Here is a 25,206-nt window from a genome sequence, read left to right on the forward strand (position 1 = left end):
CTACGCAACAGGCAGCCGCCCAACGCAACAGGCGTGCCATCAACCCACGCACGGCGCGGGCCCCCTGATCAGATTGCCGGGGGTCTGGGGGCAGCGCCCCCAGGGGAAGCACGCAAGGCGACCAGGCCGCCCGCAAGGTGACCACCCGCAAGGTCGCACCCCCAGGCTGACAGCACCCTAACGACCACTTACGTACCCTCAGCACACCACTCCCCAGCCAGAAGAAGGAGCCCCCGTGCCGAGGCCAGCACTGATCCTGACGCTACTGCTGGCGTTGGGCGCGTGCTCCTCCCCCGCACCCACCCCGCTCCCAGCCCCACCCCCGACCTCAACCAAGCCCTCCACCCCACCACAAGAACAGGTCCACATCTCCATAGGCGACTCCTACGCCACAGGCTTCGGCCCGAACGGCACAGCCGAGAGCTTCGCCCAGATAGTCGCCAAGCAGTCGAACCTCAAACTGATCAACCTGGCCTGCAACGGCGCCACCTCGGCAGACCTGGCCTCCAAGCCGGCCTGCGGCCCGGACGCCGGCGGCAGGACCCAGCTGGACGCCGCCGTGGACGCGCTGCGCGGTGGAAAAGCCGGTCTGGTCACGGTGGTGATCGGCGGCAACGACCTGGCGCCGTGCGCGCTGTCGCAGGAACCGCTGGAGTGCGCGACGAGGACCGTCGCCGACATCCAGACCAACGTCGCCGGCACGCTCGCCGAGCTGCGGGAGGCGGCGCCGGACGTGAAGATCGTCGGGCTGACCTACCCGGACGTGTTCCTCGGTGCCTGGGTGAACCCGTCGTTCCCGAACGGCAAGAACCTCGCCCGGCTGTCGGTCACGATGTTCCAGGACTTCAACACCAGGATCGCGGCGCAGTACGGCAGGTTCGGCGCGAAGTTCGCCGACGTCACGAGCTCCACCGGCGGCTACGGCGCGCTGACCGAGCTGACCCAGGACCCGAAGTACGGTCAGGTCCCCGCCTCGGTGGCCAAGGTGTGCGCGCTCACCTACTTCTGCGACCGCACCGACGTGCACCCGACGCCCGCCGGTCATCAGGCGATCGCGGAGGCCGTCGCCGCGGCGAGCCGCTAGGCCGTCGTCTGCGGCGGAGGCCGGGCGTCCGGCTCTCGTGCGTCCGGGTGTTCCTCCGCGAACCGGGGCGGGGTTTTCCGCGTATTACCCGAAAGACTCTGTTGATCAGCCGCTCGGCCTGACAGTCTCTGGAACCGTTGCCGCACCGAGGAAGTGGTTGATGACCGTGCTCCCGCACAGCACCGACGTCCTGCACCGGCTGAACGACGCCGTCGACGGCTTCCTGCGCAGCGAGAAGGAGTTCGACCTCGCGGATCCGTCGGCGCACATGCTGGTCGGTGGCCGTTTCCGCACGCTCAGCGCCCAGATCGGCGCCAGCGTGCTCGCGGGCGTGCCGGACGAGGACGTCGCCGCGATCGTCCAGCCCGCGCGGTCGAAGTGTTCGCGCTCGCCCTTCACGCGCGACGAGAACGAGTGGGCGCGCGGCTACCCGAGCGACTTCCAGCTGGTCGAGCACGTGATGGCGCAGGCCAACAACTCCACGCCGGGCACGCTCGGCTGGCACGTCGAGGCGCACCTGCAGGGCTCCGCGATCGCCCAGCAGCAGCGCAACCGGGTGATGCACCAGGCGCGGCTGATCAGCGACGCCCTGACCGCGCCGCGCAACGGCCCGCGTTCGGTGCTGCTGATCGCGTCCGGCGCCGCCCCCGACCTGAGGCTCATCCCGCCCGGCATCATGCGGCCCGGTGACAGGTTCGTGCTCACCGACGTCGACCCGGACGCGCTGGAACTGGCCCAGAAGCGGCTCGGGCTGCTCAACGAGGCCACGACCGCGGTCCCCGGCAACGTGTTCCGGGCGATTCCGAAGCTCGCCGAGCTCGGGCCGTTCGACCTGGTGCTGGTCAACGGCCTGTACGACTACCTCAACGACCGGGCGGCCGTGCGGCTCACCGAGGCCGTGCTGACCAGGCTCTGCCGTCCCGGCGGCACGTTCTACTTCTCCAGCAGCACGACCGGGAACCCGTTCCGGTGGGCGCTCGAGTACCTGATGGACTGGTCGGTGGTCGAACGCGACGAGCGCGCCGTCCGGGCGTTGCTGCCGGGCTGCGACGTGTCGGCGGGGCTCGATCCGACCGGGCTGGCGCTGCTCACGCACGTCCGCACCAGGCGGTGACGACGCCCCGGACGCGGACGGTGCTCAGCGCAGGCCGTGGGCGATCCGGGTCACGAAGGCGACCAGCCGGTCCGGCGTGAACCTGTCCGGGTCGGTGAGGACGAGCCGCCCGGACATCTCGGCGAGGGCGAGCATCGCGTGGCCGAGCAGGGCCGAGTCGAGGTCGTCGAGGCGGCCGAGCTCCTTGAGGCCCAGCGCGGCCAGGTCCTCGATCTGGGCCAGCACCCCGGCGCGGACCAGTTCCACCTGGTCGCGGAACTCGTGCGGGGTGCCCTCCGGCGGCAGCAGCACGAGGCGCCAGCGGTCGGGGGCCTCGACCACGGCGTGCACGAAGACCCGGACGGCGTCGGCGAAGGCGTCGTCCGGCGAACGGGTGGCGAAGTCCGTGGGCAGGGCGGCCAGGACCTGCTCGGTGGCGCGGCCCGCCTCGCGTTCGAGCAGGGCGCCGATGAGCTCGCCCCGGTTCGCGAACAGGTCGTAGAGCACGGGCTTGGTGACCTCGGCCCGTTTCGCGACCGACTCCATCGTGACGGTGTCGAACCCGGCCGGGATCAGGCTCAGAGCGGCGTCCAGCAGCTGCTCGCGGCGCTGCTCCGGCGGCAGGCGGCGGGCGTACTTGCGACGCGTTGTGCTCACCCGACCATATTGCTACGGTGGCGTAGCTTTCACAAAGCTACGCAGGCGTAGTAATTGGCGGAGGTACTGCGATGGAGCCGGACAACCTCGTTCTGCAGCCGCGTGACGTGCAGTTCGACTGGTCGACCCTGCCGATGCACTGGGTCCCGGACGAACCGGTGGCCACGCACGTCATGAACGTCCTGCACCTGCTGCTGCCCGAGGGCGAGCGGTGGTTCGTGCGCACCTTCCAGCAGGCGGTGCCGCTGATCACCGACGACACGCTGCGCGAGGACGTGCTCGGGTTCATCGGGCAGGAGGCGATGCACGCCGAGGCGCACAGCGAGGTCCTGGACCACCTCCTCGCCAACGGGCTCGACCCGCGGCCGTTCACCCGGCAGATGGAACACGTCTTCCAGCGGATCCTCGGCCCGAAGGCCGGGCTGACGGAGGAGCAGGCACGCGAGCAGCTGATCGAACGGGTCGCGATCGTCGCCGCCGTCGAGCACTTCACGGCGTACCTGGGCGACTGGATGCTGAACGCCGGCGCGCTCGACCGGGCGGGCATCCACCCGGTGATGCTGGACCTGCTGCGCTGGCACGCCGCCGAGGAGGTCGAGCACCGCAGCGTCGCCTACGACCTGATGTGCCACCTCGACCGCCGGTACGTGCGGCGGGCGCGGACGATGCTGCTGGTCGCGCCGGTGCTGTTCTGGCTGTGGGTGCGCGGGGCGCGGTTCATGGTGCGCGCGGACAGGACCACGAGGGTGCGGCTCACCTGGCGGGAGACGATGAGGGCCGGGCGGCGCGGCCTGCTGCCGAAGCTGTCGGAGATCTTCCGCGCGTTCCTGCGCTACTTCCACCCCGCCTACCACCCGAGGCAGGAGGGGTCGACGTCGCAGGCGATCGCCTACCTCGCCTCCTCCCCCGCCGCTCGTGAGGCGCACTGATGCGCCGCGGCTCGATCGCGGCCGTCCACTCCACGCCGCACGGAGAGGCGGTTCGATGCTGCGGGGCCTGACCCGGTTCGGGAACCTCTACGACGCCGCCGTCACCCGGTTCGGCGGCCGGGCACGACCAGGTGCCGCACGCGACGCGTTGTGGCTCGACGTCGTCGACCGCTCCCAGGTCGCGGACGGCGTGGTCGCCCTCCGCTTCGGCGGCCCGGCGCTGCCCGCCTGGCAGCCCGGCTGCCACCTCGACCTGCACCTGCCGTCCGGGCTGCGCCGCCAGTACTCGCTGTGCGGTGATCCGGCCGAGAACACCTACCGGATCGCGGTCCGCGAGGTCGGCGCCGGTTCGCGCGAGGTGCAGGCGTTGCGGGTCGGCGACCGGATCCAGGTGCGGGGGCCGCGCAACGCGTTCCCGTTCGCCGGGATCGGGCCCGTCGTGTTCGTGGCGGGCGGCATCGGGATCACCGCGATCCTGCCGATGGTGCGCGCGGCCGCGCGGGCGGGCCTCGACTGGCGGCTCGTGTACTGCGGGCGGTCGATGGCGGCGATGCCGTTCCTGGACGAGCTGCCGGTCGGCCGCGTCGACGTGCGGATCGGACGCGGACCGGCGCTGCTCGCGGAGGCGACGCCGAGTGCCGCGGTGTACTGCTGCGGGCCGGCGTCGATGCTCGACCAGGTGCGGGCCGAGTTCGCGTCGCGCTGGCTGCACTTCGAACGCTTCAGCCCGCCGCCGATCGTCGGCGGCCGGCCGTTCGCGGTCGAGCTGCGGCGCAGCGGGGTGACCCTCGACGTGCCGGCCGACCGGTCGGCGCTCGACGTGATCAGGGACTTCCGGCCGTCGGTCGCCTACTCCTGCCGGCAGGGGTTCTGCGGCACGTGCGACGTCGGCGGCGTGCGGATCTGCGTGGACCGGCCCACCGGTGACCGACTCGTCTTGGAGGATCTGTGAAGGTGCGTTCCGGGGAAGTCGAACTCGCGGTGCAGGTGCGCGGCACGTCCGGGCCGACGGTGGTCCTCGTGCACGGGTATCCGGACACGCACGAGGTCTGGGACCGCGTGGCCGCCCTGCTGGAGAAGGACTTCCGCGTCGTCACGTACGACGTGCGGGGTGCCGGCGAGTCCTCGGCGCCGTCCACCGAGGACGGCTACCGGCTCGAACGGCTGGCGGCGGACCTGTTCGCGGTGATCGACGCGGTCAGCCCGGACGAGCCGGTGCACCTGGTCGGCCACGACTGGGGCTCGATCCAGTCCTGGGAGGCGGTGACCACGCCCGGCGCGCGGATCGCCACGTTCACGTCCATCTCCGGGCCGTGCCTCGACCACATGGGGCACTGGTCGCGGAAGGGGCTGTCGATCGCCCACCTCCGGCAGTTCCTCCGGTCCTGGTACATCGGCGCGTTCCACCTGCCGGTGCTCGCGCCCCTGTTCTGGCGGCTCTACCTCGGCCCGCGCTGGGGAGGCGTGCTGCGGCGGCTGGAAGGTGTGGAGGTCGAGCCCGCACGCACGATCACCTCCGACGCCGTGCGCGGGATCTCGTTGTACCGGGCTAACATCCGGCAGGTCATGCGCTCGCCGCGGCAGCGTTTCGCGCCGATGCCGGTGCAGGTGGTCCAGCCGGTCCACGACCGCTACATCCGCACCGAGCCACTCGACCTCGAACGCTGGGTGCCGTCGCTCACGCGCCGGAAGATCGCGGCCGGGCACTGGGCACCGCTGAGCCACCCGGAGCCTCTGGCCCGGATGATCAGCGAGTTCGTCGCGGACTCCACGCCGAAGCGCGAGCTCGTGGTGATCACGGGTGGTGGAAGCGGCATCGGCAGGGCGACCGCGGTGGCGTTCGCCAGGGCCGGCGCCCGCGTCGTGGTGTCCGATGTGGACTTCGCCGCGGCGGAGGAGACCGCCGGTGTGGTGGACGGTCACGCCTACGAGGTGGACGTGCGCTCCGAGGAGGCGGTGCGGGCCTGGGCTCGGCAGGTCGCGGACGAGCACGGCGTGCCGGACGTGGTCGTGAACAACGCCGGTATCGGCCACTCCGGGTCGTTCCTGTCGACCTCGACCGAGCAGTGGCGACGGGTGCTGGACGTCAACCTGTGGGGTGTCGTGCACGGCTGCCGGGCGTTCGGCGAGCTGATGGTCGAACGCGGAGAGGGCGGCCACATCGTGAACCTGTCCTCGGCGGCGGCATACCTGCCGTCGAAGATCCTCTCCGCGTACGCCACCAGCAAGGCCGCGGTGTTCATGCTGTCGGACTGCCTGCGGGCGGAGCTCGCGCCGCACGCCATCGGCGTCAGCGCCATCTGCCCAGGGGTCGTGAACACCAACATCACCGCCACCACGACGTTCTCCGGCGTGAGCCCCGAGGAGGAACGCCGCAAGCAGGACCGCGCGTCCCGCCTCTACGCCCGGCGCGGCTTCGGCCCGGAGGGCGTCGCCACGGAGATCGTGCGCGCGGTGCGCCGCAACAAGCCCGTCGTGCCGGTGACCGCGGAGGCCAAGGCGGCCCGGCTCGCCGGCCGGGTCGCACCGGGCCTCCTGCGCACGTTCGCCAAGCTAGACCTCGGCTAGCTCCCCACCGAACGCGGCGGCGAGGCGGAGCCAGGGCGCGGCCTCCTCCGGCCGGCCCTGCCGCTCCAGCGTGCGGCCGAGCAGCAGGTGGGCGTAGTGCTCGACCGGGTCGCGGTCCACGATCACGCGGAGCCGCGCCTCGGCCTTGTTCAGCTGCGCCGAGTGGTAGTAGGCGCGGGCCAGCAACAGGTGGAGGTCCGTCTGGAACGGCACCTCGTCGGCGACGGCGGCCAGCAGCTCCGCGGCCTTGACGTAGTCGCGGGACTCGAACAGCAGCTGCCCGCGCTCCCACTTCTCCGCGGGAGTCTCGACGTGGCCGGCGTCGAACAGGCGCCTCGCCGTCACCCAACGATCTGCCGCCACCTCACCGCCGGGCTGGTAGGCGTTGAACATCGTGCTGTCGTGCACCGAGAGTTCGTTGTTCATCGAACCTCCCTTCCGGCGCGTACAACGCCTTCCAGGGGCAGGTATTCCCAGGTGTGGTCCTGCCAGATCAGGCGCGACGTCTCCTCCGGGTAGGCGGTCACCTCGTCCTGGACGTCGAACACGCGTGTCACGCGGCCGGTGAGGTCGTAGGCGGGCCAGCCGGGATCTCCGTGCACCGCGAACCCCGTCCACGCCGCCCGCATCCGATCGGACACCTGCCGCACCTCCGGGGTGATCTCGCCGAGCACCGCGGCCGCCTGTCCGCGGTCGAGGTTGCCGAACACCAGCGGCACGTCCAGCCCGTGGCACGCGCGGAACGCCTCGGTCGGCTCGAAGGCCACCACGTACACGTGTGCCCGGCCGCCCGCCGCCACCTGTGCCTCCGCGAGGTGCAGCGACGGCATCCGGAACAGCCAGTCCGAGCAGACCAGCTCGAACAACTCCTCCGGCTCCCCGGCCGGATACGCGAGGCCGGGGGCGAACACCTCAAGCGCCTCCGCCGCCTGCTCCGGCGTCACGCTGCCCGCCAGGCCCTCCAGCACCGACAGCAGCCGCTGTTCGTGGCGCGTGTGCCCGGCGATCAGCTCGACGTCGCGCGCCGCACCCGACTTCAGCGCCTCCCACGGCGTCGTCGGCAGGACGTCGCCGTCGACCACGGGCGCGAACGGGATCTGCTTGTGCGCGGCCCGGCCCCAGCGGCCGAACCGCCGGATCTTCGCCATGACCTCGTCGCCCGCGACCGGCAGCAGTTCCGGGTCCACAGTGGACAGATCGGCGGCGGTCGGGCGCAACCCGAGCTCGGCGGCGCACGCGGTGGCGACGTCCGCGGCCAGTTCCGGCGAGAAGAACGTGCCGGGCACGCTGCTCGCGATCGCGCGGTGGAACAGTCCCGCGGCACGGGGCATCGCGAGCAGCGCCGCCACCGAGCCGCCGCCCGCGGACTGGCCGAAGACCGTCACGCGGGCCGGGTCGCCGCCGAACGCGCGGATGTTGTCGCGCACCCACTCCAGCGCCGCGACCTGGTCCAGCAGCCCGCGGTTCGCGGGGGCACCCTCGATCAGCGCGAACCCCTCGACGCCGACGCGGTAGTTCAACGTCACCACGACGACACCGCCCGACGCGAGCCGCGCGCCGTCGTACTCGGGCAGGCCGGACATGCCGACCGTGTAGGCACCGCCCTGGATCCACACCATCACCGGCAGGTCGCCGGTGATGCCGGGCGACCAGATGTTCACCGTCAGCCACTCGTCACCGGCCGCGCCCATGCCGTCCATGCCGAACACCGCGGCCTGCGGTGGCGGCGGCCCGAACTCCAGCGCCTCCCGCACTCCGTCCCACGCCTCGACCGGCTGCGGCGCGGCGAAGCGCAGCTCCCCGACCGGTGGCGCGGCGAACGGGATGCCGCGGAACACCGCCATCCCCTGTTCAGCGGTGCCGCGCACCGTGCCGCCGGTGACTCGAACCTCGACCATGGCGGAATGGTCGGCGCAACACCCGTGCAAAAGCCAGGGAATTACCGCCGGGCGGTCAGGCCGTGACGACGACCTTCGCCCGCGCGTGCTCCGACTCGACGTGCCGGATGGCGTCGGCCGCGTCGGCCAGCGGGTAGGTCCGCTCGATCACCGGCACCAGCCGTCCCGACTCCGCGAGCTCCGCCAGCGCGGCCAGGTTCTCCCCGCTGGGCTTGGCCTCCAGCACCACGAGCCGCCGCCGGGAGAACGACGCGAGCAGCTTGCCCTGGACGAGCAGCCGGTACGGGCCGAACAGCACGCCACCGGTGAAGCTGCCACCGCCGGAGAGCACCAGCGTGCCGTCGTCGGTGAGCAGCGCCCGCAACTCGCCCATCGACCTGTTCCCGACCAGGTCGAAGACGAGGTCGTAGCGCTGCCCGGAGCGGGTGAAGTCCGTCGTCCGGTAGTCGACGACGTGGTCGGCGCCGACCGAACGGACCTGCTCGACGTTGCGCGTGCTGCACACCGCGGTCACGATCGCCTTGCGCGCCTTGGCGATCTGCACCGCCATCAGCCCGACCCCGCCGGACGCACCGTTGATGAGCACCTTCTGCCCGGCCCGCAGGTCCTTCAGGCCCGTCCACGCGGTGTTGCCCGCCAGCGGCAGCGTCGCCGCCTGCTCGAACGTGAGGTTCGACGGCTTGTGCCGCACCAGGTTCGCGGGTACCCGGACGTACTCGGCGAAGGATCCCTCGACCTCGCCGAACACCTCGTCCCCGACCTGCACCATGCCGCCCACGCCCGGCCCGGTCTCCTCGACCACGCCCGCGAAGTCCATCCCCCGGATCCGCGCCTTCGGGCCCTTCCACCCCAGGAACAGCCGCGCGAAGTACGGGTCGCCGCGCATGATGTGCCAGTCGGCGGCGTTCACCGACGACGCCCGCACCCGCACCAGCACCTCGCCGGCGGCGGGCACCGGCCGTTCGACCTCCCGCAGCTCCAACACGTCCGCGGAGCCGTACCTGTCCTGGACGATCGCCTTCATCGCGGCCTCCCCTCGCTTGGGGAGGAAGGTAAGCGGCGGCAACGCCCCGCACATCAGGGACGACCCCTAAGGTCCCGCGGCCTACAGCGGAAGCTGTTGGCCCGTCTGCTCCTTGACCATGTACTCGGCGTACCAGTCGGGCCAGTTCTCGTCGTACTCGCCGCCGTTGCGCTTCTCGTGCTCGCCGTGGGCCACCGCGGCCCTGCGCAACGCCGCGGCCAGGTCGGTGATCGAGGCGTAGGAGGTGTCGTCGGCGTCGACGCGGCCGGGCAGGCGGGTCGTGACCTCCTGCAGGATCCACGTGTTGCCGTCCGGGTCGGCGAGCTCGGCGCGGGTGACGTAGCTGCGGCGCCCAGGGTCCGCGCCCTCGACGGGACCGTCCGGGCCGCCGTGGAACAGCGGGCCGACCTCGATCCCGGCCGCCAGCAGGGCCTCGTGGGTCTCGACGACGTCCGCGACGACCAGGAAGTGCCTGCCGGAGCCGGGTTCCGCGGTCGTGACGCCCTCTCCGAAGTGGACGGACGCGCTGGAACCGCGCGGGGTGAACTGCACGACCTGCGACGGGGTCACGTCCTGGCGCCAGCCGAGGCGGGCGTAGAACTCCTTGGCGCGCTCCACGTCCGTGACGGGGACGACGGTGACTTCGAGCTTCATGTCGATCTCTTCGAGGTTCTTCACTTCGCTACTTCCTTCGCGAGGTCGCGGAGTGCGTTGAGGAACGCCTCCGAGAAGGTGGGGAACGGCTGGATGACGTCGAGCAGCACGGAGAGCGGGACCTTCGCGCGGATCGCGACGGTGGCCTGTTGCAACCACTCACCCGCCTCCGGGCCCACGGCGTAGGCACCGGTGAGGACCTCGCCGTCGGACACAACGGTCAGGAAACCGGGCTTCGTGGCGTACTCACGGGTGTAGGTGGCGGTGCGCGCGACGCCGGACAGGTGGGCGGTCGCGGTGTACTTCCCTTCCGCCGCACCGACCGCGGCGACTTCCGGCGAGGTGAACACGACGCGGGGAACGGCGCTGTAGTCGACCTCGGCCGGTGTGCCGAGGATGTTCGCGGCGGCGACGCGGCCCTGGTACTTGCCGACGTGGGTCAGGTTCCACTGGCCCGTGACGTCGCCGACCGCCCAGATGCCGTCCGCCACGTTCATCCGGGCGTCGGTGGCGATGCCGCGCGGATCCGGTTCGACACCGACGTTCTCCAGCCCGATGCCGTCGACGCGCGGGCGGCGGCCGGTGGCGACGAGGAGCTTGTCGCCGCGCAACCGGGTGCCGTCCGGGAGGTCGAGCACGTACTCGTCGTTCTCGAACCGCGCCGCGGTGGCGTGCACGCCGAGGTGCAGTTCGACGCCGTCCGCGGCCAGCGCCTCGGTGAGTGCCCGGCCGGCCGCCTCCGGTTCGCGGGGCAGCAGCCGGTCGGCGCCCTCGACCAGGGCGACCTCGGCGCCGAGGCCCAGGAACGCCTGCGCCATCTCGACGCCCACGGGTCCGCCGCCCAGGACCAGCAGCCGGCGCGGGATCTCCCGGACGCCGGTGGCCTCGCGGTTCGTCCACACGTCCAGGTCGCTCAGGCCCGGGATCGGCGGGAGGAAGGCGGCCGACCCGGTGGCGATCACGATGTGGTCGGCGCTGTAGGTCTGGTCGCCGACCGCGACGGTCCGAGGCCCGGCGATCTTGCCGTGGCCGCGCAGCACGTCGATTCCGGCGCTCTCGGCCCACTTCTCGCCGCCTGAGTCGTCGTAGGACGACACCATGAAGTCACGCCAGTCGAGCACGGCCTCCACGTCGATCTCGCCGGTGACCGCCTCGCGGGCGCCGGGGACCTGCTTGGCGGCCGCCACGGCCTCACCGGCACGCAGCAGGGTCTTGGACGGCACGCACGCCCAGAAGGAGCACTCGCCGCCGAGCAGTTCGCGTTCGACCAGCGCCACCCGCAGGCCGCCCTCGGCGACGGCGGCGGCGAAGTGCTCGCCGGGAGACCCGCCGCCGAGGACGATCACGTCGTAGTGCGAGGTCATCAGACACGTCCCGGCAGGCGCGTCGTGACTTCCTGCAGCACCCAGCCGTTGCCGTCCGGGTCGCTGAACGACGCGAACGAGCCGTAGCTGGTGCGGGCGGGGTCCGGACCGGCGACCCGGCCGGTGGTGCCGGCGTGGTGGAAGACGCCGGTCTTGTCGTGGAAGATCTCGCTGACCCGCACACCGCGGCCGATCAGGTCCTCGCGGGCGGCCTCGACGTCGTCGACGACCAGGTGCAGGCCCTCGACGCTGCCGGGGGTGGCGTCCGAGACGCCGTTGCCGAAGACGATCGACGCGGGTGAGCCGGGCGGCGTGAACTGGACCAGGCGGTAGCCCTCGTCGTCGGCGAACTCGGCGTCGAAGCGCCAGCCCAGCGCCTGGTAGAAGTGGACGGCCCGGTCGACGTCGCCGACCGGGATGACGGTCACCTCGAACTTGTAGTCCATCGGAATTCCTCTTCCTCGTTGTCGATGACACGAGACTGCTCCCGCCAGGGGGCCGCTCGAACCCGTGGAACACCCTGGTCGTCCCCCGGCCCGTAGGCTCGGACCCGTGTCGGACAAAGGTCTGCTCGGCAGACGCACCGAGGCCGAGGCGCTGGATCGACTGCTCACCCTGGCGCGGTCCGGCGCCGGTCAGGTGCTGGTCCTGCGGGGTGAGGCCGGGATCGGCAAGACCGCGCTGCTCGACCAGGCGTCGGCGCGCGCCGCGGGGTTCCGGGTGGCACGGGCCGCCGGCGTCGAGGCCGAGAGCGCGTTCCCGTACGCGGGGCTGCACCAGCTGTGCGCGCCGTTCCTCGACCGGCTGGACCGGCTGCCCGCACCGCAGCGCGAGGCGCTCGGCACGGCGTTCGGGATGGCCGCCGGGCCCCGGCCGACGCGGTTCATGGTCGGCCTGGCGGTGCTGACGCTGCTCGCCGAGGTCGCCGACGAGCAGCCGCTGGCGTGCCTGGTGGACGACGCGCAGTGGCTCGACGCGATGTCGTCGGCGGTGCTCGGGTTCGTCGCCCGCAGGCTGCTCGCTGAACGGATCGCGCTCGTCTTCGTGCTGCGCGAGGGCAACGACCACCTCGACGGACTGCCCGAGCTGCTCGTGCGCGGCCTGGACGACGCCGACGCCCGCGCGCTGCTGGAGTCGGTGATCAAGGGACCGGTCGACGGCCGGGTGCGCGACCGGATCGTCGCCGAGGCCCGCGGCAACCCGCTGGCGTTGCTGGAACTGCCGCGCGAGGTGGCGGACGGGCTCGACCCCGGCCCGCTGACCAGCCGCATCGAGCAGAGCTTCGTCCGGCAGATCGCCACGCTGCCCGCCGACACCCGGCTGCTGATGCTGACCGCCGCGGCCGAGCCGCTCGGGGACGCGACCCTGCTGTGGCGGGCGGCGGGCCTGCTCGGGCTGGGCGCCGACCCGGCAGCCGCCGCGCTGGGCACCGGGCTGATCGAGTTCGGCGCCCGCGTCCAGTTCCGGCACCCGCTCGTGCGCTCCGCCGTCTACCGCTCGGCGTCCGCCGCGGACCGGCTGCGCGTGCACCGGGCGCTGGCCGACGTGACGGATCCCGCCATCGACCCGGACCGGCGCGCGTGGCACCGGGCGCAGGGCACCGCGGCACCGGACGAGGAGGTCGCCGCCGACCTGGAGAACTCGGCGGGTCGCGCCCAGGCGCGTGGCGGGCTGCTGGCCGCCGCCGCGTTCCTCGAACAGGCCGCTGTGCTGACGCCGGAACCCGGCCGCCGGGCCTCCCGCGAGCTCGCCGCCGCGCGGGCCAAGCGCGACGCGGGCGCGCTGGACGCCTCGTCGCGGCTGCTGTCCGCGGTCGAGGCCGGGCCGCCGGACGAGCTGCGCGGTGCCCAGGTCGAGCACCTGCGCGGGCACATCGCGTTCGACCGGCGCCGGTTCGCCGACGCCGCGCCGCTGCTGTTCGGCGCGGCCCGCCGGCTCGCGCCGTTCGACGCCGACCTGGCACGCGAGACGCACCTCGAAGCCCTCTCAGCAGCGATCTGGGCAGGCGCGCCACTGGCCGACGCCGCCCGGAGCGCTCCCCCGGCCCGCGTCCCGCCCTGCGCCCTGGACCTGGTGCTCGACGCGCTCACGACCCGCATCACCGCCGGCTACGCGGCGGCCGTCGCGCCCATGACCCGTGCGCTGGACGACCTGCGCGCGCTGAAGGTCGGGGCCGACGACATCAGCCGCGTGCCGTGGCTGTTCGGCAACCGCGCGGGCGGGATCGTCGCGACCGAGATGTGGGACTTCGACACGCGCCGGGCGTTCGCACAGCAGCAGGTCCGCCTGTCCCGCGAGGCCGGTGCGCTGGTGCAGCTGCAGTTCGCGCTGAACTTCCTGGCGGACAACGAGCTCCTGGCCGGCGAACCCGCCGCCGCGCAGGCGTTGATCGAGGAGGACCAGCGCATCTCGGAGGTCACCGGCACCCCGGCGGTCGGCTACGCGGTGCTGCTGCGCGCCGCCTACCGGGGCGAGGACCTTGCGACCGCGATGCGCGCGGAGGCGTCGGCCGCCGGCCAGGGCCGGCTGGCCGTGATCGCCGACTGGACCCTCGCGATCCTCCACAACGGACTGGGCCGTCACGACCTGGCCCGCGACGCCGCGCTGCGGGTGTGGGCGTCCGACACCCTGGCCTACAGCGGCCTGATCGCGTCCGAACTGGCCGAGGCCGCCTCCCGCACCGGCGACACCGCGTTGGTCGCCGAGGCTCTGGACCGTTCCTCGGACTGGGTCGACACGCGGTGGTCGCTGGGCGTCAAGGCCCGCCTGCGCGCGCTGAACGGGGACTCACCGGCGTTCGCCGAGTCGATCGCCTGCTTCGAGCAGACGGCGCTGCGCGGCGAACTGGGCCGCGCGCACCTGCTGTACGGCGAGTGGTTGCGACGCGAGGGCCAGCGGGTCGAGGCCCGCGAACACCTCCGCACCGCGCACGAGACGTTGACGGCGTGCGGGATGCCGACGTTCGCGGACCGGGCGATGCGGGAGCTCCAGGCGACCGGGGAGACGGCGCGCAAGCGCACCGCCGACCCCACCGACGAGCTGACCGCGCAGGAGTACCAGATCGCCCGGCTGGCGCGGGAGGGCTACTCGAACCCGGAGATCGGCACGCGGCTGTTCATCAGCCCGCGCACCGTGGAATGGCACCTGCGCAAGGTGTTCGGCAAGGTCGGGGTGACTTCGCGCCGCCAGCTGCGCGACGCGAAGTTCTGAGCGTCCCCCAAGACCGCATCTCATTTGAGGCTGTTGTGGGTGAGCAGGTCCAGCTTGATGGCTCGGCGCTAGCAGGTCACTGCGCAGGCCGGCTGGGCGAATGCCACTGGTGGCGTTGCGGCGCATCGGGCAACAGCGGCTGCGCCAGCAGCCACTACGGCTCCGGGCACCACTTCTCCACATCGCCCGCCTCGGGCGAGGCGGGCGACCTACTCGGCGGCGGTGGCGAACGCGACCCGCTGACCGGCCCGGCAGGCCCGGATCCCGCGTCCAACGATGCAGCGTGCCGAGATGCGCGATGGCCTCTGGGGCTGACCAGGCGACTCAAGAGCTGCCAAAGCATCACCACTGTCGCGCCCGGCACTCTCGTCACTCGGTGACGAGGGACCTCAACAGGCACTTCGACCGGGTCGCGGGCCACTACACCGACGCACACGACGTGACATCCGCAGCGCCCGCCCGAGTTCACCTCGTCGACCAGTCTCGTTCGAAGTCGACCGCATGGAGGAGCGACGTGTCCACCTCTCGCCGAGGCGCGATAGCCGGTTTGTTGGCGATCATGGTCCTGCTACCTGGAGGAATTCCGGCGTCTGCGGACGGTTCAGCACGGGGCAGCGCAATCTCCGCCACCGAAAGCCGCCTCCAGGAGCTGGTCGAGGACAAGGCGGCTCTGGGCTTCTACTACGACGAGCGGCGTGACGACTACGTCGTGGTGCTGCCGGCCACCGGCCCCGGCAGCGTCGGCGTTGCCGCCGACTTCACCCTCAACGGTTCCGCGCCCACCGTGAAACGCAGCGGCACCACCCAGGCCGCGATCGACGAGTTCAACTGGCGAATCCGCGCCGAAGCGCAGCGGGACGGAGTCGCTGGTCACGTGTTCGGCTCGGCCTTCGACCTCGTTCGCGACGTCATGGTGGTGACCACTGACGCACCACAGGACGTCGTCCGCTCGCTGTCCGCCGGCCTGCCGATCACGGTGGAACACCGGCACGGCACTGGAGGCAGGAACTCCAGGCAGTACGACTCGATCCCGTTCCGGGGAGGCGCGGCCATCACCGTCGGGACCGCACAGTGCAGCAGCGGGTTCACCGTCAAATCACCGCAAGGGGACCGTTACCTGCTCACCGCGGGGCACTGCGGTTACGTGCAGGGGGTGCCGATGGGTCGACCGGTGTCGAACACCGGCAGTGGCGAGAACATGGGCTACTTCTACAACTGGAACTACCCCGCGCGGGACATCGGCCTGATCAGCCGCCTCGATTCCGCCGGCGCCTACGGCCATCACATCTACGTCGGCAACGCGACCGGCACCGTGAAACGGGTGAGCGGCGCTTCGGACCCCGTCGTGGGCGGTACCGGCTACTGCCGCAGTGGGGTCTTCAGCTTCGAGCAGTGCGGGAACCGCGTCGTCGGCACGAGCGGCCAACTGTGCGACGCCGCCGGTTGCACCCAGAACCTCGTCACCTACAACCAGGGCGCGGCGTCGTTGAGCGGTGACTCCGGCGCACCGCTCTACACCTACAACTCCGACCGGAGCGCGGTCGTCGTCCGCGGCATCCACATCGGGATCGTCGGCACCACTTACTACGCCGAGAAGTGGAGCCTCATCGCGAGCAGCCAGGGCGTCAGCATCGTGACCTCGACGCCGTAGATCCACGCGCCCGGCGGCAGGTCGAGTCCGCCGGGCGCCAGACCGTCACCCCACGACATCCGAACAGATGCGGTCCGAGGTCAGCCGACGGTCCACTTCACCGCGCGATCGCCGGCGGATCCCACGACCACGCCGTTGTTGTTGATGTCCCACGCACCGGCACTGGTGACACCGGCCGGGAAACCGAGCTCGACCCGCCCGCCGTTCTTCTCGAAGAGGACCGGAACCTGGTTGCTTCCGGCCAGGGTGGAGCCGACCACCGCGCCGCTGTCGTTGATGCCCTTCGGGCCGAACCCCTGCTCGTACTTGTTCAGCGAGCCGTCGGCGTTCCACCGCACACCCCACGACTTGAAGTCGCTGTCCACCGCGGCGCCGGCCACCTCGCCGAGCTGGTTCACCGCCGTGGCAGCGGTCGTGAAGTCGACTGCCAGCGCGTCGAGCACGGTGACGCTGCCGTCCGGGCTCCAGCGCACCGCCGCGGACCCGATGTCCGGGCCGGAGACGTTGCCGACCACGTAACCGTTCGCCGAAGCGCTCGTCAGGTGGGCCGTGGAGGCGCCGGCCGGTAGCGCCAGCGTCGTCACGACTCCGCCCGGGCTCCAGCTCACCGGGACCTGGCGGCGGGTGACGTCGGTGGCGACACCGTAGACCGTGCCGGAGTCGCTGATCGCCTGGCCGATCGCGCCGGTGAAACCGGACGGCACGGGCAGCACGACGTACGTCCCGTCCGCGTTGAACCGGAGGGCGCTCGTGTCGGTCCGGGTGCTGCCGGTGGCGGTGCCCACAGCGCTTCCGCTGCTGTTGATCGCCTCCACGGTCGTGCTCTTGCCGGCCGGCCCGACGAGTTCGGTCGCGGTGCCGTTGCCGTCGTAGCGCACCCCGCGGCTCGGAAGACCGCCGTTGTGAGCACCTCCGACCGCGACACCGGCGTCGTTGACCGACGTGGCCACGTGGGCCCCGCCGGACGGCAGCACACCGAGATCGGTGATCGTCGTGGCCGCGTGCGCCGGTGTCGTGATGACCGCGGTGGCCAGAAGTGCTGCGGACAAGGCAAAGGAAGCTCTTCGACTCATCTTGTTCCCCCAGGATTTGGTGAGTCCAGCGGGCAGCAACCTAGCGACAAGGAGTGCAAGTCGGCCAACGAGGACGTCCGCAGATGAACAGGGTGCGGACCGCACCCCGTCCATCGCACCGGAACCGGTCAGTTGCCCGCGGCCAGCCACTCCCGCAGGCTGGTCGGCTGCAGCTGCGCGCCCGCGTTCGGCACGAGCTGCTTGCCGGTCAGGAGCGTTCCGAAGTACTTGGCCTGAGGGTCGCCGACGACCTCGCGCGGGTCCTCGCGCTGCGTCAGCACCGTGCGGATCCAGCCGTCCATCGTGAGCTCCTCCGGCCCGCCGATCTCCAGCACGCCGCCGACCGGCTCGGTCGCCGCGGTCCGCGCGACCACCGCGGCCACGTCGGACGCGGCGACCGGCTGGACGCCACCGTGCGGGAGGTGCACGACGCCGTCCACCTCGGCGGAGTTCGCGATGGCACCCGCGAACTCGAAGAACTGGGTGGCGCGGATGATCGAGTACGTGAGACCCGACTCCCTGATGAGCCTCTCCTGCGCCACCTTCGCGCGCAGGTAGCCGGACTCGGGCAGCTCGTCCGTGCCGACGATCGACAACGCGACGTAGTGGCCGACGCCCGCGTCCGCGGCGGCCTTGGTCAGGTTCGTCGTGGCGGTGGTGAAGAAGTTCATGACGTCGTCGTCGGCGAACGACGGCGAGTTCGACACGTCGACCAACACGTCGGCGCCCTTCAGCACCTCCTCGACGCCCTCTCCGGTCAGCGTGTTCACGCCGCTGTTCGGGGACGCGGGCACGGCGTCGTGGCCGTGCTCACCGAGCCGCTTCACGACCTGGCTGCCGATCAACCCGGTGCCGCCGATGACAACGATCCTCATGGGTCCGTCCCTCTCGTGATCCCCCGCCCCGTGCGGGGTGTTCACGAGCTAAGACAGGACAGGCTCCGCCGTTGTGACAGGCCTACTGGAACGCGGCCAGCTTCTCCGGGTTGACCAGCCACAACACCTGGTCGATGCCTTCCGCGGACGCCGTCACGGTGATCACGGCGTAGGTGCCGTCGTCCTTGCGCAGCCGTACGGCGGCGAGCCCGTTCGCTTCGACGTACGACGCCTCCGCGCCCGCCCAGAACGAGGGCGCCCACCCCGAGATGATCTTCGCCAGGGTGGCCGCGCCGACCAGCGGGCGACCGGCCGCCCGGATCGCGCCGTTGCTGTCGGACCAGCTCACGACGTCCTGCGCGAACAGCTCCTCGAGCGCCGCCAGGTCTCCGGCCCGCGCCGCCGCCACGAACGCCTCCAGCAGCCTGCGCTGGTCCGCGCGCTCGACGGGCACCCGGCGTTCGTCCGCGAGGTGCTTGCGCGCCCGGCTGACCAGCTGCCGCGTCGCGACCTCGCTGGTCTGCACGATCTCGGCGATCTCCCGGTACGGGTAGCCGAACGCCTCGCGCAGCACGTACGCGGCGCGTTCGGTCGGGGTCAGCTTCTCCAGCAGCATCAGCACCGCGAGTTCGAGCACCGCGCCCTGCTCGGCCCCGACCTGCGGGTCCGCGGAGGTGTCGACGGGTTCGGGCAGCCACGGCCCGACGTAGGTCTCGCGGCGGGCCCGGGCGGTCTGCGACTCGTTGATGGCGAGCCGGGTGATCGCGGTGGCGAGGTACGCCTCGGGGTTCAGCACGGCGGCGCGGTCCGCGAGCTGCCAGCGCACCCAGACCTCCTGCACCAGGTCCTCGGCGTCGGCCACGCTGCCGGTCATGCGGTAGGCGATGCCGAACAGCCTCGGCCGGGCCGCCGCGAACACCGACTCGGCCTCGTCCAGCTGTCTCGTCATCAGCCACCCCTCTCCTCACGGCAACGGTAGCGCCGATCGGAGGGGGTGCTGATGTGGCGCCTCACACGGGCCGCGCGCCCGTCGGGGCAAGGCAGCCGGCCCAGCGAGGTGTCCGGCCATTGTGGACTGTTCTCACCGGTGACACCCCATCCGAACGGGCCGAGGCAGACTGATCACGTGACCACCGAACGCCCCAGCCCTCCGATGCGCGCCGGCGAACGCGAGACGCTGCGCGCGTTCCTCGACTTCCACCGCGCCACCCTCGCGATGAAGTGCGACGGCCTGTCCGACGACGACCTGCGCCGCCGCTCGATGCCCCCGTCCACGCTCACACTGCTCGGTCTCGTCCGGCACATGGCGGAGGTGGAGCGCACCTGGTTCCGCAAGGTCATCAACGGCGAGGACATCCCGCTGGTGTGGTCGGACGCGGGCGACTACCAGGTGGCCTACGACGCGTCGGACTCGACGAAGTCCGAGGCGTTCGAGGCGTGGCAGGCGGAGGTCGAGCACGCGCGCCGGATCGAGCGCGAGGCCGAGTCGCTGGACGTCACGGGCTACCAGCCACGCTGGGGCGAGCACGTGTCGCTGCGGCTGGTGATGAACCACCTCTGCCACGAGTACGCGCGGCACAACGGCCACGCGGACTTCCTGCGCGAGGGCATCGACGGCGTCACCGGGGCGTGAGGCCGCGGCCGTCGCTTCGATCGCGGCCGAGGCGGGTACTCCCCGCCACGGCGGCACCTCGATCGAAAGCCCGGTCGGCGTCGTTGCACCTCGCCCGCGCCACACCGGCCGTGACGTGGGGCAGCGAGCTGGTCAGGCCGTTGTTCCCGTGCGAGGAGCCGCAGGCCACGCCGCCGCGGCGGCACCCTGCCGGTCGGCCCGGGACTCGGCGACGAGCTGGAGCCCGCGGCCGTCACGGCCCTCACCAGGAGGTGACCGTGCTCTTCCACGTCCGGATCGACGTTTCCCTGCCCCACGACATGGACCCCAACGACCGCGCCGAGCTGGTGCGCGCCGAGAAGGAACGGGAGCTGGAGCTGCAGAAACTGGGCGTCTGGCCCCACCTGTGGCGCGTCGTCGGGCAGCTCAGCGACATCGGCGTCTTCGACGTGCCGTCCAACGACGAGCTGCACGCCTTCCTGTCTTCGTTACCGCTGTGGGAGTACATGCGCGTGGAGGTGACACCGCTGGCGACCCACCCGTCGGACGTCGCGGCGCAACCATGACGGCGTCCGCTGGGGACAGACTCCAAGTCCCTTAGTGTGCGGGGACATGGAGCTGCGGTCGGTGCTGGACACGTCTCCGATCGTGCAGGGGTCGGCGCCGCGCGAGGCGCTGCGCAACACCGTCGACCTCGCGGAGCTGGCGGAGGAGCTGGGGTTCCACCGGTACTGGGGGCCGGAGCACCACGGCATGCGCGGGGTGGCCGGGGCCGTGCTCGTCGCGCACCTGGCGGCCGTCACCGAACACCTGCGCGTCGGCGCGGGCGGCGTGCTGCTGCCGAACCACCCGCCTCTCGTGGTGGCACGCTCGCGGCCCTGCGCCCCGGCCGGATCGATCTCGGCCTCGGCCGCGCGCCGGGCGGTCCGCCGTCCGCGGTCTTGGCACTGCGCCGCACCGACCGGCCGGACCGCGAGCAGCTGGAGCAACTGCGGGCCCTGCTCACCTCCCCCGGCACCGCGGCCGTGCCGGTGCGGGGCGGCAACGTGCCGGAGCTGTGGCTGCTCGTCCCCGAGCACCTCGGAGCTGGCCGCGGAACTCGACATGCGGTTCGCCGGGCCGATCAGGACGAAGGTGCGCCGCCGCCAGGAGGGTGACCGGATCCCGCTGCCGAACCCCCGGGACGCGGCCGTGCTCCCCGACGACGGCCGTGTGCTGACCGGAGGTCCCGAGACGATCACGCGCGGGCTCCAGGCCGTGCTCGACGACACGGGCACGTCCGAGCTGATGATCACCTCGCCGGTCCACCACCACGCGGACCGCCGCCGCGGTTACGAGCTCATCTCCGCGATCAGCGGATCGTTGACACCCGTCGCGCCGTGAGGAACGAAGCATGCTCGAATGTCGAGTTCCAGAGGTCTCGTTCGTCCTCGGACTGACGACTGGAGGACAGGCATGCACTACATGTTCTTGATCTACAACTGCGAAGACCGCCCGCGCCCCGGTGACCCGCGGTTCGAGGAGATCCTCACGCGGGTGAACGCGTTCGCCGACGAGTGCCGGCGGCGGGGCGCGTTCGTGGCCGGTGACCCGCTGAAACCCGTCACCACCGCGACCACGCTGCGGGTGCGCGACGGCAAGGCGCTGCTGACCGACGGGCCGTTCGCCGAGACCCACGAGCACCTCGGCGGCTACTACCTGCTCGACTGCCGCGACCTCGACGAGGCGCTGGAACTGGCCGCGATGGTCCCGCAGGCGCACTTCGGCTCGACGATCGAGGTGCGCCCCGTCGACCACATCCCCGGCCTGAACCACGGGGTGGCATGAGCGACCTCGCGTCGGCGGCGGTCGAGCGGGTCTACCGCGAGCACCGGACCCGGATGCTCGCGGCGCTGGTGCGGGCGCTGGGCGACTTCGAGCTGGCCGAGGACGCGCTGCAGGAGGCGTGCTCGCAGGCGTTGCGGAAGTGGCCGCGTTCCCAGGTGCCGGACGACCCGTTCGCCTGGCTGCTCACCGTCGCCCGCAACCACGCGCTCGACCGGCTGCGGCACGCCCAGATGGCCCGCACGAAGCTGCCCGCGCCGCCCGCGCCGATCACGATGACGGAGAAGCAGCTCGTCGACCTCGGCGACGAGCGCCTGAGCCTGATCTTCACCTGCTGCCACCCCGCACTCGCCGAGGACGCACGGCTGGCGCTCACGCTCCAGGCGGTGGCGGGGTTCACGGCGGCGCAGATCGCGCGGACGTTCCTCGTCGCCGAACCCGCGCTGGCCCAGCGGCTGGTCAGGGCCAAGCGCAAGATCCGCGACGCCGGGATCACCTTCGAGGTGCCCGCCGACCACCTGCTGCCCGAACGGCTGCAGGGCGTCCTCGGAGTGCTCTACCTGATCTTCACACGGGGGTACACGACGGCCGACGCCTCGCTGCGGCAGGAGGCGTTGCGGCTGGGCAGGCTCGTGGCCGCGCTGATGCCCGACGAACCGGAGGCGCACGGCCTGGTGGCGTTGATGCTGCTGCACGACTCGCGCAGCGCCGCGCGGCTCACCGCCGACGGCGACCTCGTGCTGTTCGAGGACCAGGACCGGACGCTCTGGAACGCCGACGAGATCTCGGAGGGCATGGCGCTGCTGGACCGTGCGCTGCGCTTCGGCTCGCCCGGCCCGTACGTGCTGCACGCCGTGATCGCCGCCCTGCACGTGCAGGATCCGGTCGACTGGGCCCGCGTGGCCGCCCTGTACGCCGAACTCCTCGCGGTGGCACCGACTCCGGTGGTCGAGCTCAACCACGCCGTCGCCGTCGCGATGACCGAAGGCCCGCCGGCGGGGCTCGAGCTGATCGACCGCATCACCGGGCTCGACTCCTACCACCTGCTGCACTCCACCCGCGCCGACCTGTTGCGCCGCCTCGGTAGGCGGTCCGAAGCCGTTGAGGCGTACCGGCTGGCCCACGACCTGGCGACGACCCCGGCCGACCGCCGGTTCCTCGCCGGACGCCTGCGTTCCCTGGAGGTCTCCTGATGCGGCTCAGCGTGCTCGACCGCGGTCACCGGCTACCGGCCCGGATGTTCTTCGGGCTGACCGCCCTGGTGTCGCGCGTCCCGATGTCCGACGTGCCGAAGACCCTGTTGTACCGCCCGGACTTCTTCGGCGCGGTGTTCCTCGACCTGAGCGCCGCGGCGATGCGCGGACCGTCGTTCTGGACGGCGGGCGAACGCGAGTACATGGCGCGGCGCACCGCCGAACGACTGCGCTGCCCGTACTGCGCCGTCACGCACACCGAACTGGTCAAGATCGCCGGTGATCCCACGCCGCTGCGCCCGGAACTCGTTGCGGCACTGGAGTTCCTGGAGACCCTGGCGCCTCCGCGCGGCGTGCCTCACGAGGCGCTGGTGCACGCGCTGGAGGTCAGCCTCGTCTGGCAGGTGGTGAACCGGCTCGCGAACGCGTTCGGGTTCGCGTTGCTGCCGGGCCAGCTGGAGTCGGGCACCCGTTCGCTGCACAGGTTCGGCTACCGGTTCCCGCGGTTCCTCACCGGGCCCGGCACCGGCTCCCCCGCCGAGCTCCGCCGGGCCGTGCTGGAGGCTCCGGCCCGCACGGCACCGGCGCTGCGGCGGGCGGCAGCGGCCGGTGACGCGTGGGGTGCTTACGCGGCAACGGTTCGCTCGGCCTCCCACCGCCTCACCGACGACGACCTCGAGCGCCTGCGGCAGGACCACACCGAGGACGAGATCTTCGAGGTGACCGTCGCGGCCGCCGTCGGCGCCGCTCTGGACCACCACGACCAGGGCCGGAGAAATCTCGGCGACTGATGTCGAGTTCCGGCGCGCTCGCTCGTCCTTCGTTCGTCAGTCACGGCAACCGAAGGAGCGATCGAGATGTCCGGACAGGTCAACTGGTTCGAACTGCCCGCCGAGGACACCGCGCGGGCACGGGCGTTCTACGCGGGCGTGTTCGGCTGGGAAACCAGCCTGATGGGCGAGGACTACCACGTGGTCACGAACGGCGCGGCCGGCGCGATCGCCGTGCGGGACGCCCAGCTCACCCAGCCGCGGATCTACTTCCACACCACGGACATCGACGCGTCCGTGCGCAAGGTCGCCGAGCTCGGCGGCAAGAGCGACGACGTGCAGACCGTGCCGGAGGTCGGCCGCATCGCCCACTGCACGGACGACCAGGGCACGCCGTTCAGCCTGTACGAGCCCCAGGCCTGACCCGACGGGCAGCGCGCCGAGTCCGTCCGTCCTCTTCGGACTCGGCCGCCGCCGGGCTACCATCGTGCCCATGCCCGACGTCGGCGTCCTGTCCGCACACCTGTTCTCGGGGTTCCAGAAGGAGCTCTTCACCCGCCTTGCCGAGGCGGGCCACGAGCACCTGCGCCCGCGGCACGGCGCCGTCATGGCCTACATCGCCACCTCGGGCACGCGCGCGAGCGAGCTGTCCGAACGCTCCGGTCAGCACAAGCAGGTCATCGGCACGCTGATCGACGAGCTCGAACGCCTCGGCTACGTCACCCGTCAGCCCGATCCCGCGGACCGCAGGGCGAAGCTGGTCGTGCCCACCGAAGCGGGCCGCGACCAGATGGCCCAGGCCAGGAGGATCGTCTCCGACATCGAGGCCCGGCTCGCCGACCGCGTCGGCCAGGAGCGGTTCGCCGAGTTCAAGAACGTGTTCGAGGAGATCGCGCGCGGCTGCTAGCCGATCACGACGTCCTCGCGGTGTGTGCTCGTCGGTTCGACGTCGCTGCCATCAGACGAAGACGACGCCCTGCGCCGGGCAGATTGCTGTTCTACCCCAACGAGAACCGGTAGGTACCGGGCTGCCGGCCGAGTCGATCGGTGGTGTCGGCGGCGTCTTCAGCGGGAAAACGATCAGCGAGCTCGTTTGACCGACCACGAGGAGCGAGATGGATCCCAGGAGTCGCAACGGCATCGTGGGCATGTCCCTGGCGGCCTGCGCCACGGTGGCCACCCTGCTGCTCGAACTGCCGTTGGTCGTGCCGATCCTGCTGTTCCTCGGCGGATGCCTGCTGGGGGTCTACGTGGTGAGGCGGTCCCTGCGTCGCCGCTGACGCGAGACCGGAAGGGGCCGCTCGAAACCGACCATCAGGTCGAGTGACCGAAGCGACTGCGCGCCTCCTCGATCTCGCTCAGATACCGCGTGGTCCACGCGCACATCGCGTCCACGGTCGCCCGCAGCCCCTGCCCCGGCTCGGTGAGCGTGTAGTCGACGCGCGGCGGCACGGTCGGGTGCACGACGCGCGACACGAGGCCGTTGCGTTCGAGCAGCCGCAGGTTCTGGGTCAGCATCTTGTGGCTGATGCCGTCGACCTCGTTCTTCAGCTCGGTGAAGCGCTTCGTGCCGTCACCGATGGTCTCGACGATCAGCAGCGCCCACTTGTTGGCGATGTCGGAGAAGATCTCGCGCGCCAGCGAGTCCGCGCGGGCCAGATCGCCGCTGAGCTGCTTGCTCACCTCGGGGTGCCTCACTCTCGAAAAAGTGCGTTCTTCCAGGTCGG

General features: G+C 71.7%; 27 protein-coding genes. 16 read left to right on the forward strand and 11 right to left on the reverse strand.

What is annotated here, in order from left to right; translation table 11 throughout:
• Nucleotides 1–235: 235 nt before the first annotated feature.
• Together ORI60_RS12440 and ORI60_RS12445 are read left to right on the forward strand one after the other, a co-directional pair.
• Nucleotides 236–1,084, forward strand: coding sequence for an SGNH/GDSL hydrolase family protein (locus ORI60_RS12440; protein WP_266037297.1), 849 nt, complete (start codon nt 236–238; stop codon nt 1,082–1,084).
• A gap of 160 nt (nt 1,085–1,244) precedes the next feature.
• Nucleotides 1,245–2,198, forward strand: a complete 954-nt coding sequence (locus ORI60_RS12445) for a class I SAM-dependent methyltransferase (RefSeq protein WP_266037299.1) — start codon at nt 1,245–1,247, stop codon at nt 2,196–2,198.
• A gap of 24 nt (nt 2,199–2,222) precedes the next feature.
• On the opposite strand, the gene ORI60_RS12450 is transcribed toward ORI60_RS12445, so the two are convergent.
• Nucleotides 2,223–2,834, reverse strand: a complete 612-nt coding sequence (locus ORI60_RS12450) for a TetR/AcrR family transcriptional regulator (protein WP_266037301.1) — start codon at nt 2,832–2,834, stop codon at nt 2,223–2,225.
• Nucleotides 2,835–2,905: 71 nt separating this feature from the next.
• Here ORI60_RS12450 and ORI60_RS12455 point away from each other — a divergent pair, with 71 nt between their 5' ends.
• The 3 genes from ORI60_RS12455 to ORI60_RS12465 are packed head-to-tail and all read left to right on the forward strand — an operon-like array spanning nt 2,906 to nt 6,331.
• Complete coding sequence (locus ORI60_RS12455; RefSeq protein WP_266037303.1) at nt 2,906–3,763, forward strand: metal-dependent hydrolase; 858 nt, start codon at nt 2,906–2,908, stop codon at nt 3,761–3,763.
• A 55-nt stretch (nt 3,764–3,818) separates the two neighbouring features.
• Nucleotides 3,819–4,715 (forward strand): PDR/VanB family oxidoreductase, encoded by an 897-nt coding sequence (locus tag ORI60_RS12460; RefSeq protein ID WP_266037305.1) that lies wholly within the window; start codon nt 3,819–3,821, stop codon nt 4,713–4,715.
• A gap of 2 nt (nt 4,716–4,717) precedes the next feature.
• On the forward strand, nt 4,718–6,331 hold the full coding sequence (locus ORI60_RS12465; protein ID WP_266037307.1) for an SDR family oxidoreductase: 1,614 nt from the start codon (nt 4,718–4,720) through the stop codon (nt 6,329–6,331).
• Here the strand turns inward: ORI60_RS12465 and ORI60_RS12470 are convergent.
• From ORI60_RS12470 to ORI60_RS12495, 6 genes are all read right to left on the reverse strand, one after another.
• Entirely contained in the window at nt 6,317–6,757 is a 441-nt protein-coding gene (locus ORI60_RS12470) for a tetratricopeptide repeat protein (RefSeq protein WP_266037309.1), read from the reverse strand. The genes ORI60_RS12465 and ORI60_RS12470 overlap by 15 nt on opposite strands.
• A complete protein-coding gene (locus ORI60_RS12475) occupies nt 6,754–8,229 on the reverse strand; it encodes a carboxylesterase/lipase family protein (RefSeq protein WP_266037311.1) in 1,476 nt (491 codons plus the stop codon). Before ORI60_RS12475 ends, ORI60_RS12470 begins: the two co-directional genes overlap by 4 nt.
• A 55-nt stretch (nt 8,230–8,284) precedes the next feature.
• The gene (locus tag ORI60_RS12480; RefSeq protein WP_266037313.1) at nt 8,285–9,253 is read right to left on the reverse strand and encodes an NAD(P)-dependent alcohol dehydrogenase; all 969 of its coding nucleotides are present in this window, start codon (nt 9,251–9,253) and stop codon (nt 8,285–8,287) included.
• Nucleotides 9,254–9,334: 81 nt separating this feature from the next.
• Nucleotides 9,335–9,931 (reverse strand): VOC family protein, encoded by a 597-nt coding sequence (locus ORI60_RS12485; protein ID WP_266037315.1) that lies wholly within the window; start codon nt 9,929–9,931, stop codon nt 9,335–9,337.
• Nucleotides 9,928–11,271 (reverse strand): dihydrolipoyl dehydrogenase family protein, encoded by a 1,344-nt coding sequence (locus tag ORI60_RS12490; RefSeq protein WP_266037317.1) that lies wholly within the window; start codon nt 11,269–11,271, stop codon nt 9,928–9,930. The genes ORI60_RS12485 and ORI60_RS12490 overlap by 4 nt, the downstream gene beginning before the upstream one ends.
• Nucleotides 11,271–11,717 (reverse strand): VOC family protein, encoded by a 447-nt coding sequence (locus tag ORI60_RS12495; RefSeq protein WP_266037319.1) that lies wholly within the window; start codon nt 11,715–11,717, stop codon nt 11,271–11,273. The genes ORI60_RS12490 and ORI60_RS12495 overlap by 1 nt, the downstream gene beginning before the upstream one ends.
• 106 nt (nt 11,718–11,823) lie before the next feature.
• On the opposite strand from ORI60_RS12495, the gene ORI60_RS12500 reads away from it, so the two are divergent.
• Both ORI60_RS12500 and ORI60_RS12505 read left to right on the forward strand, forming a co-directional pair.
• A complete protein-coding gene (locus tag ORI60_RS12500) occupies nt 11,824–14,481 on the forward strand; it encodes a helix-turn-helix transcriptional regulator (protein WP_266037321.1) in 2,658 nt (885 codons plus the stop codon).
• A gap of 514 nt (nt 14,482–14,995) precedes the next feature.
• Nucleotides 14,996–16,132: a S1 family peptidase gene (locus ORI60_RS12505; protein ID WP_266037323.1), complete on the forward strand. Its 1,137-nt coding sequence runs from the start codon at nt 14,996–14,998 to the stop codon at nt 16,130–16,132.
• Nucleotides 16,133–16,212: 80 nt separating this feature from the next.
• Here ORI60_RS12505 and ORI60_RS12510 read toward each other — a convergent pair whose 3' ends face one another.
• The 3 genes from ORI60_RS12510 to ORI60_RS12520 all read right to left on the reverse strand — a co-directional run bounded on the left by ORI60_RS12510 (nt 16,213) and on the right by ORI60_RS12520 (nt 19,029).
• The gene (locus tag ORI60_RS12510; RefSeq protein WP_266037324.1) at nt 16,213–17,181 is read right to left on the reverse strand and encodes a hypothetical protein; all 969 of its coding nucleotides are present in this window, start codon (nt 17,179–17,181) and stop codon (nt 16,213–16,215) included.
• Nucleotides 17,182–17,333: 152 nt separating this feature from the next.
• Nucleotides 17,334–18,080, reverse strand: a complete 747-nt coding sequence (locus ORI60_RS12515) for an SDR family oxidoreductase (protein ID WP_266037326.1) — start codon at nt 18,078–18,080, stop codon at nt 17,334–17,336.
• A gap of 82 nt (nt 18,081–18,162) precedes the next feature.
• Nucleotides 18,163–19,029 carry an RNA polymerase sigma-70 factor gene (locus ORI60_RS12520; RefSeq protein ID WP_266037328.1) on the reverse strand — a complete coding sequence of 289 codons (867 nt, stop codon included), beginning with the start codon at nt 19,027–19,029 and terminating at the stop codon, nt 18,163–18,165.
• A 177-nt stretch (nt 19,030–19,206) separates the two neighbouring features.
• Between ORI60_RS12520 and ORI60_RS12525 the strand changes: the two genes are divergently transcribed.
• The 9 genes from ORI60_RS12525 to ORI60_RS12565 all read left to right on the forward strand — a co-directional run bounded on the left by ORI60_RS12525 (nt 19,207) and on the right by ORI60_RS12565 (nt 24,759).
• Complete coding sequence (locus ORI60_RS12525; RefSeq protein ID WP_266037330.1) at nt 19,207–19,713, forward strand: DinB family protein; 507 nt, start codon at nt 19,207–19,209, stop codon at nt 19,711–19,713.
• A 257-nt stretch (nt 19,714–19,970) separates the two neighbouring features.
• Nucleotides 19,971–20,258, forward strand: coding sequence for a muconolactone Delta-isomerase (locus tag ORI60_RS12530; RefSeq protein WP_266037332.1), 288 nt, complete (start codon nt 19,971–19,973; stop codon nt 20,256–20,258).
• Nucleotides 20,259–20,304: 46 nt separating this feature from the next.
• Nucleotides 20,305–21,075, forward strand: a complete 771-nt coding sequence (locus ORI60_RS12535) for an LLM class flavin-dependent oxidoreductase (RefSeq protein WP_323055907.1) — start codon at nt 20,305–20,307, stop codon at nt 21,073–21,075.
• 72 nt (nt 21,076–21,147) lie between these two features.
• On the forward strand, nt 21,148–21,519 hold the full coding sequence (locus ORI60_RS12540; RefSeq protein WP_266037334.1) for a YciI family protein: 372 nt from the start codon (nt 21,148–21,150) through the stop codon (nt 21,517–21,519).
• The gene (locus ORI60_RS12545) at nt 21,516–22,709 is read left to right on the forward strand and encodes an RNA polymerase sigma factor (RefSeq protein ID WP_266037336.1); all 1,194 of its coding nucleotides are present in this window, start codon (nt 21,516–21,518) and stop codon (nt 22,707–22,709) included. Before ORI60_RS12540 ends, ORI60_RS12545 begins: the two co-directional genes overlap by 4 nt.
• On the forward strand, nt 22,709–23,500 hold the full coding sequence (locus ORI60_RS12550) for a hypothetical protein (RefSeq protein ID WP_266037338.1): 792 nt from the start codon (nt 22,709–22,711) through the stop codon (nt 23,498–23,500). The genes ORI60_RS12545 and ORI60_RS12550 overlap by 1 nt, the downstream gene beginning before the upstream one ends.
• Nucleotides 23,501–23,566: 66 nt before the next feature.
• Complete coding sequence (locus tag ORI60_RS12555) at nt 23,567–23,902, forward strand: VOC family protein (RefSeq protein WP_266037340.1); 336 nt, start codon at nt 23,567–23,569, stop codon at nt 23,900–23,902.
• A 70-nt stretch (nt 23,903–23,972) separates the two neighbouring features.
• Nucleotides 23,973–24,386: a MarR family winged helix-turn-helix transcriptional regulator gene (locus tag ORI60_RS12560; RefSeq protein ID WP_266037342.1), complete on the forward strand. Its 414-nt coding sequence runs from the start codon at nt 23,973–23,975 to the stop codon at nt 24,384–24,386.
• Between the two features lie 208 nt (nt 24,387–24,594).
• Complete coding sequence (locus ORI60_RS12565) at nt 24,595–24,759, forward strand: hypothetical protein (RefSeq protein WP_266037344.1); 165 nt, start codon at nt 24,595–24,597, stop codon at nt 24,757–24,759.
• A gap of 34 nt (nt 24,760–24,793) precedes the next feature.
• Here ORI60_RS12565 and ORI60_RS12570 read toward each other — a convergent pair whose 3' ends face one another.
• On the reverse strand, nt 24,794–25,177 hold the full coding sequence (locus tag ORI60_RS12570) for a winged helix-turn-helix transcriptional regulator (RefSeq protein WP_266037345.1): 384 nt from the start codon (nt 25,175–25,177) through the stop codon (nt 24,794–24,796).
• Between the last annotated feature and the right edge of the window lie 29 nt (nt 25,178–25,206).

Origin of the sequence: Lentzea sp. NEAU-D7 (genome assembly GCF_026242055.1) — a bacterium.
GTDB lineage: Bacteria > Actinomycetota > Actinomycetes > Mycobacteriales > Pseudonocardiaceae > Lentzea.

Coding starts and splice junctions, on each gene's coding strand:
- ORI60_RS12445 (WP_266037299.1), top strand. CDS start 1,245: ATGACCGTGCTCCCGCACAGCACCGACGTCCTGCACCGGCTGAACGAC.
- ORI60_RS12455 (WP_266037303.1), top strand. CDS start 2,906: ATGGAGCCGGACAACCTCGTTCTGCAGCCGCGTGACGTGCAGTTCGAC.
- ORI60_RS12460 (WP_266037305.1), top strand. CDS start 3,819: ATGCTGCGGGGCCTGACCCGGTTCGGGAACCTCTACGACGCCGCCGTC.
- ORI60_RS12470 (WP_266037309.1), bottom strand. CDS start 6,757: ATGAACAACGAACTCTCGGTGCACGACAGCACGATGTTCAACGCCTAC.
- ORI60_RS12475 (WP_266037311.1), bottom strand. CDS start 8,229: ATGGTCGAGGTTCGAGTCACCGGCGGCACGGTGCGCGGCACCGCTGAA.
- ORI60_RS12480 (WP_266037313.1), bottom strand. CDS start 9,253: ATGAAGGCGATCGTCCAGGACAGGTACGGCTCCGCGGACGTGTTGGAG.
- ORI60_RS12490 (WP_266037317.1), bottom strand. CDS start 11,271: ATGACCTCGCACTACGACGTGATCGTCCTCGGCGGCGGGTCTCCCGGC.
- ORI60_RS12495 (WP_266037319.1), bottom strand. CDS start 11,717: ATGGACTACAAGTTCGAGGTGACCGTCATCCCGGTCGGCGACGTCGAC.
- ORI60_RS12515 (WP_266037326.1), bottom strand. CDS start 18,080: ATGAGGATCGTTGTCATCGGCGGCACCGGGTTGATCGGCAGCCAGGTC.
- ORI60_RS12520 (WP_266037328.1), bottom strand. CDS start 19,029: ATGACGAGACAGCTGGACGAGGCCGAGTCGGTGTTCGCGGCGGCCCGG.
- ORI60_RS12535 (WP_323055907.1), top strand. CDS start 20,305: ATGGAGCTGCGGTCGGTGCTGGACACGTCTCCGATCGTGCAGGGGTCG.
- ORI60_RS12540 (WP_266037334.1), top strand. CDS start 21,148: ATGCACTACATGTTCTTGATCTACAACTGCGAAGACCGCCCGCGCCCC.
- ORI60_RS12545 (WP_266037336.1), top strand. CDS start 21,516: ATGAGCGACCTCGCGTCGGCGGCGGTCGAGCGGGTCTACCGCGAGCAC.
- ORI60_RS12550 (WP_266037338.1), top strand. CDS start 22,709: ATGCGGCTCAGCGTGCTCGACCGCGGTCACCGGCTACCGGCCCGGATG.
- ORI60_RS12555 (WP_266037340.1), top strand. CDS start 23,567: ATGTCCGGACAGGTCAACTGGTTCGAACTGCCCGCCGAGGACACCGCG.
- ORI60_RS12560 (WP_266037342.1), top strand. CDS start 23,973: ATGCCCGACGTCGGCGTCCTGTCCGCACACCTGTTCTCGGGGTTCCAG.
- ORI60_RS12565 (WP_266037344.1), top strand. CDS start 24,595: ATGGATCCCAGGAGTCGCAACGGCATCGTGGGCATGTCCCTGGCGGCC.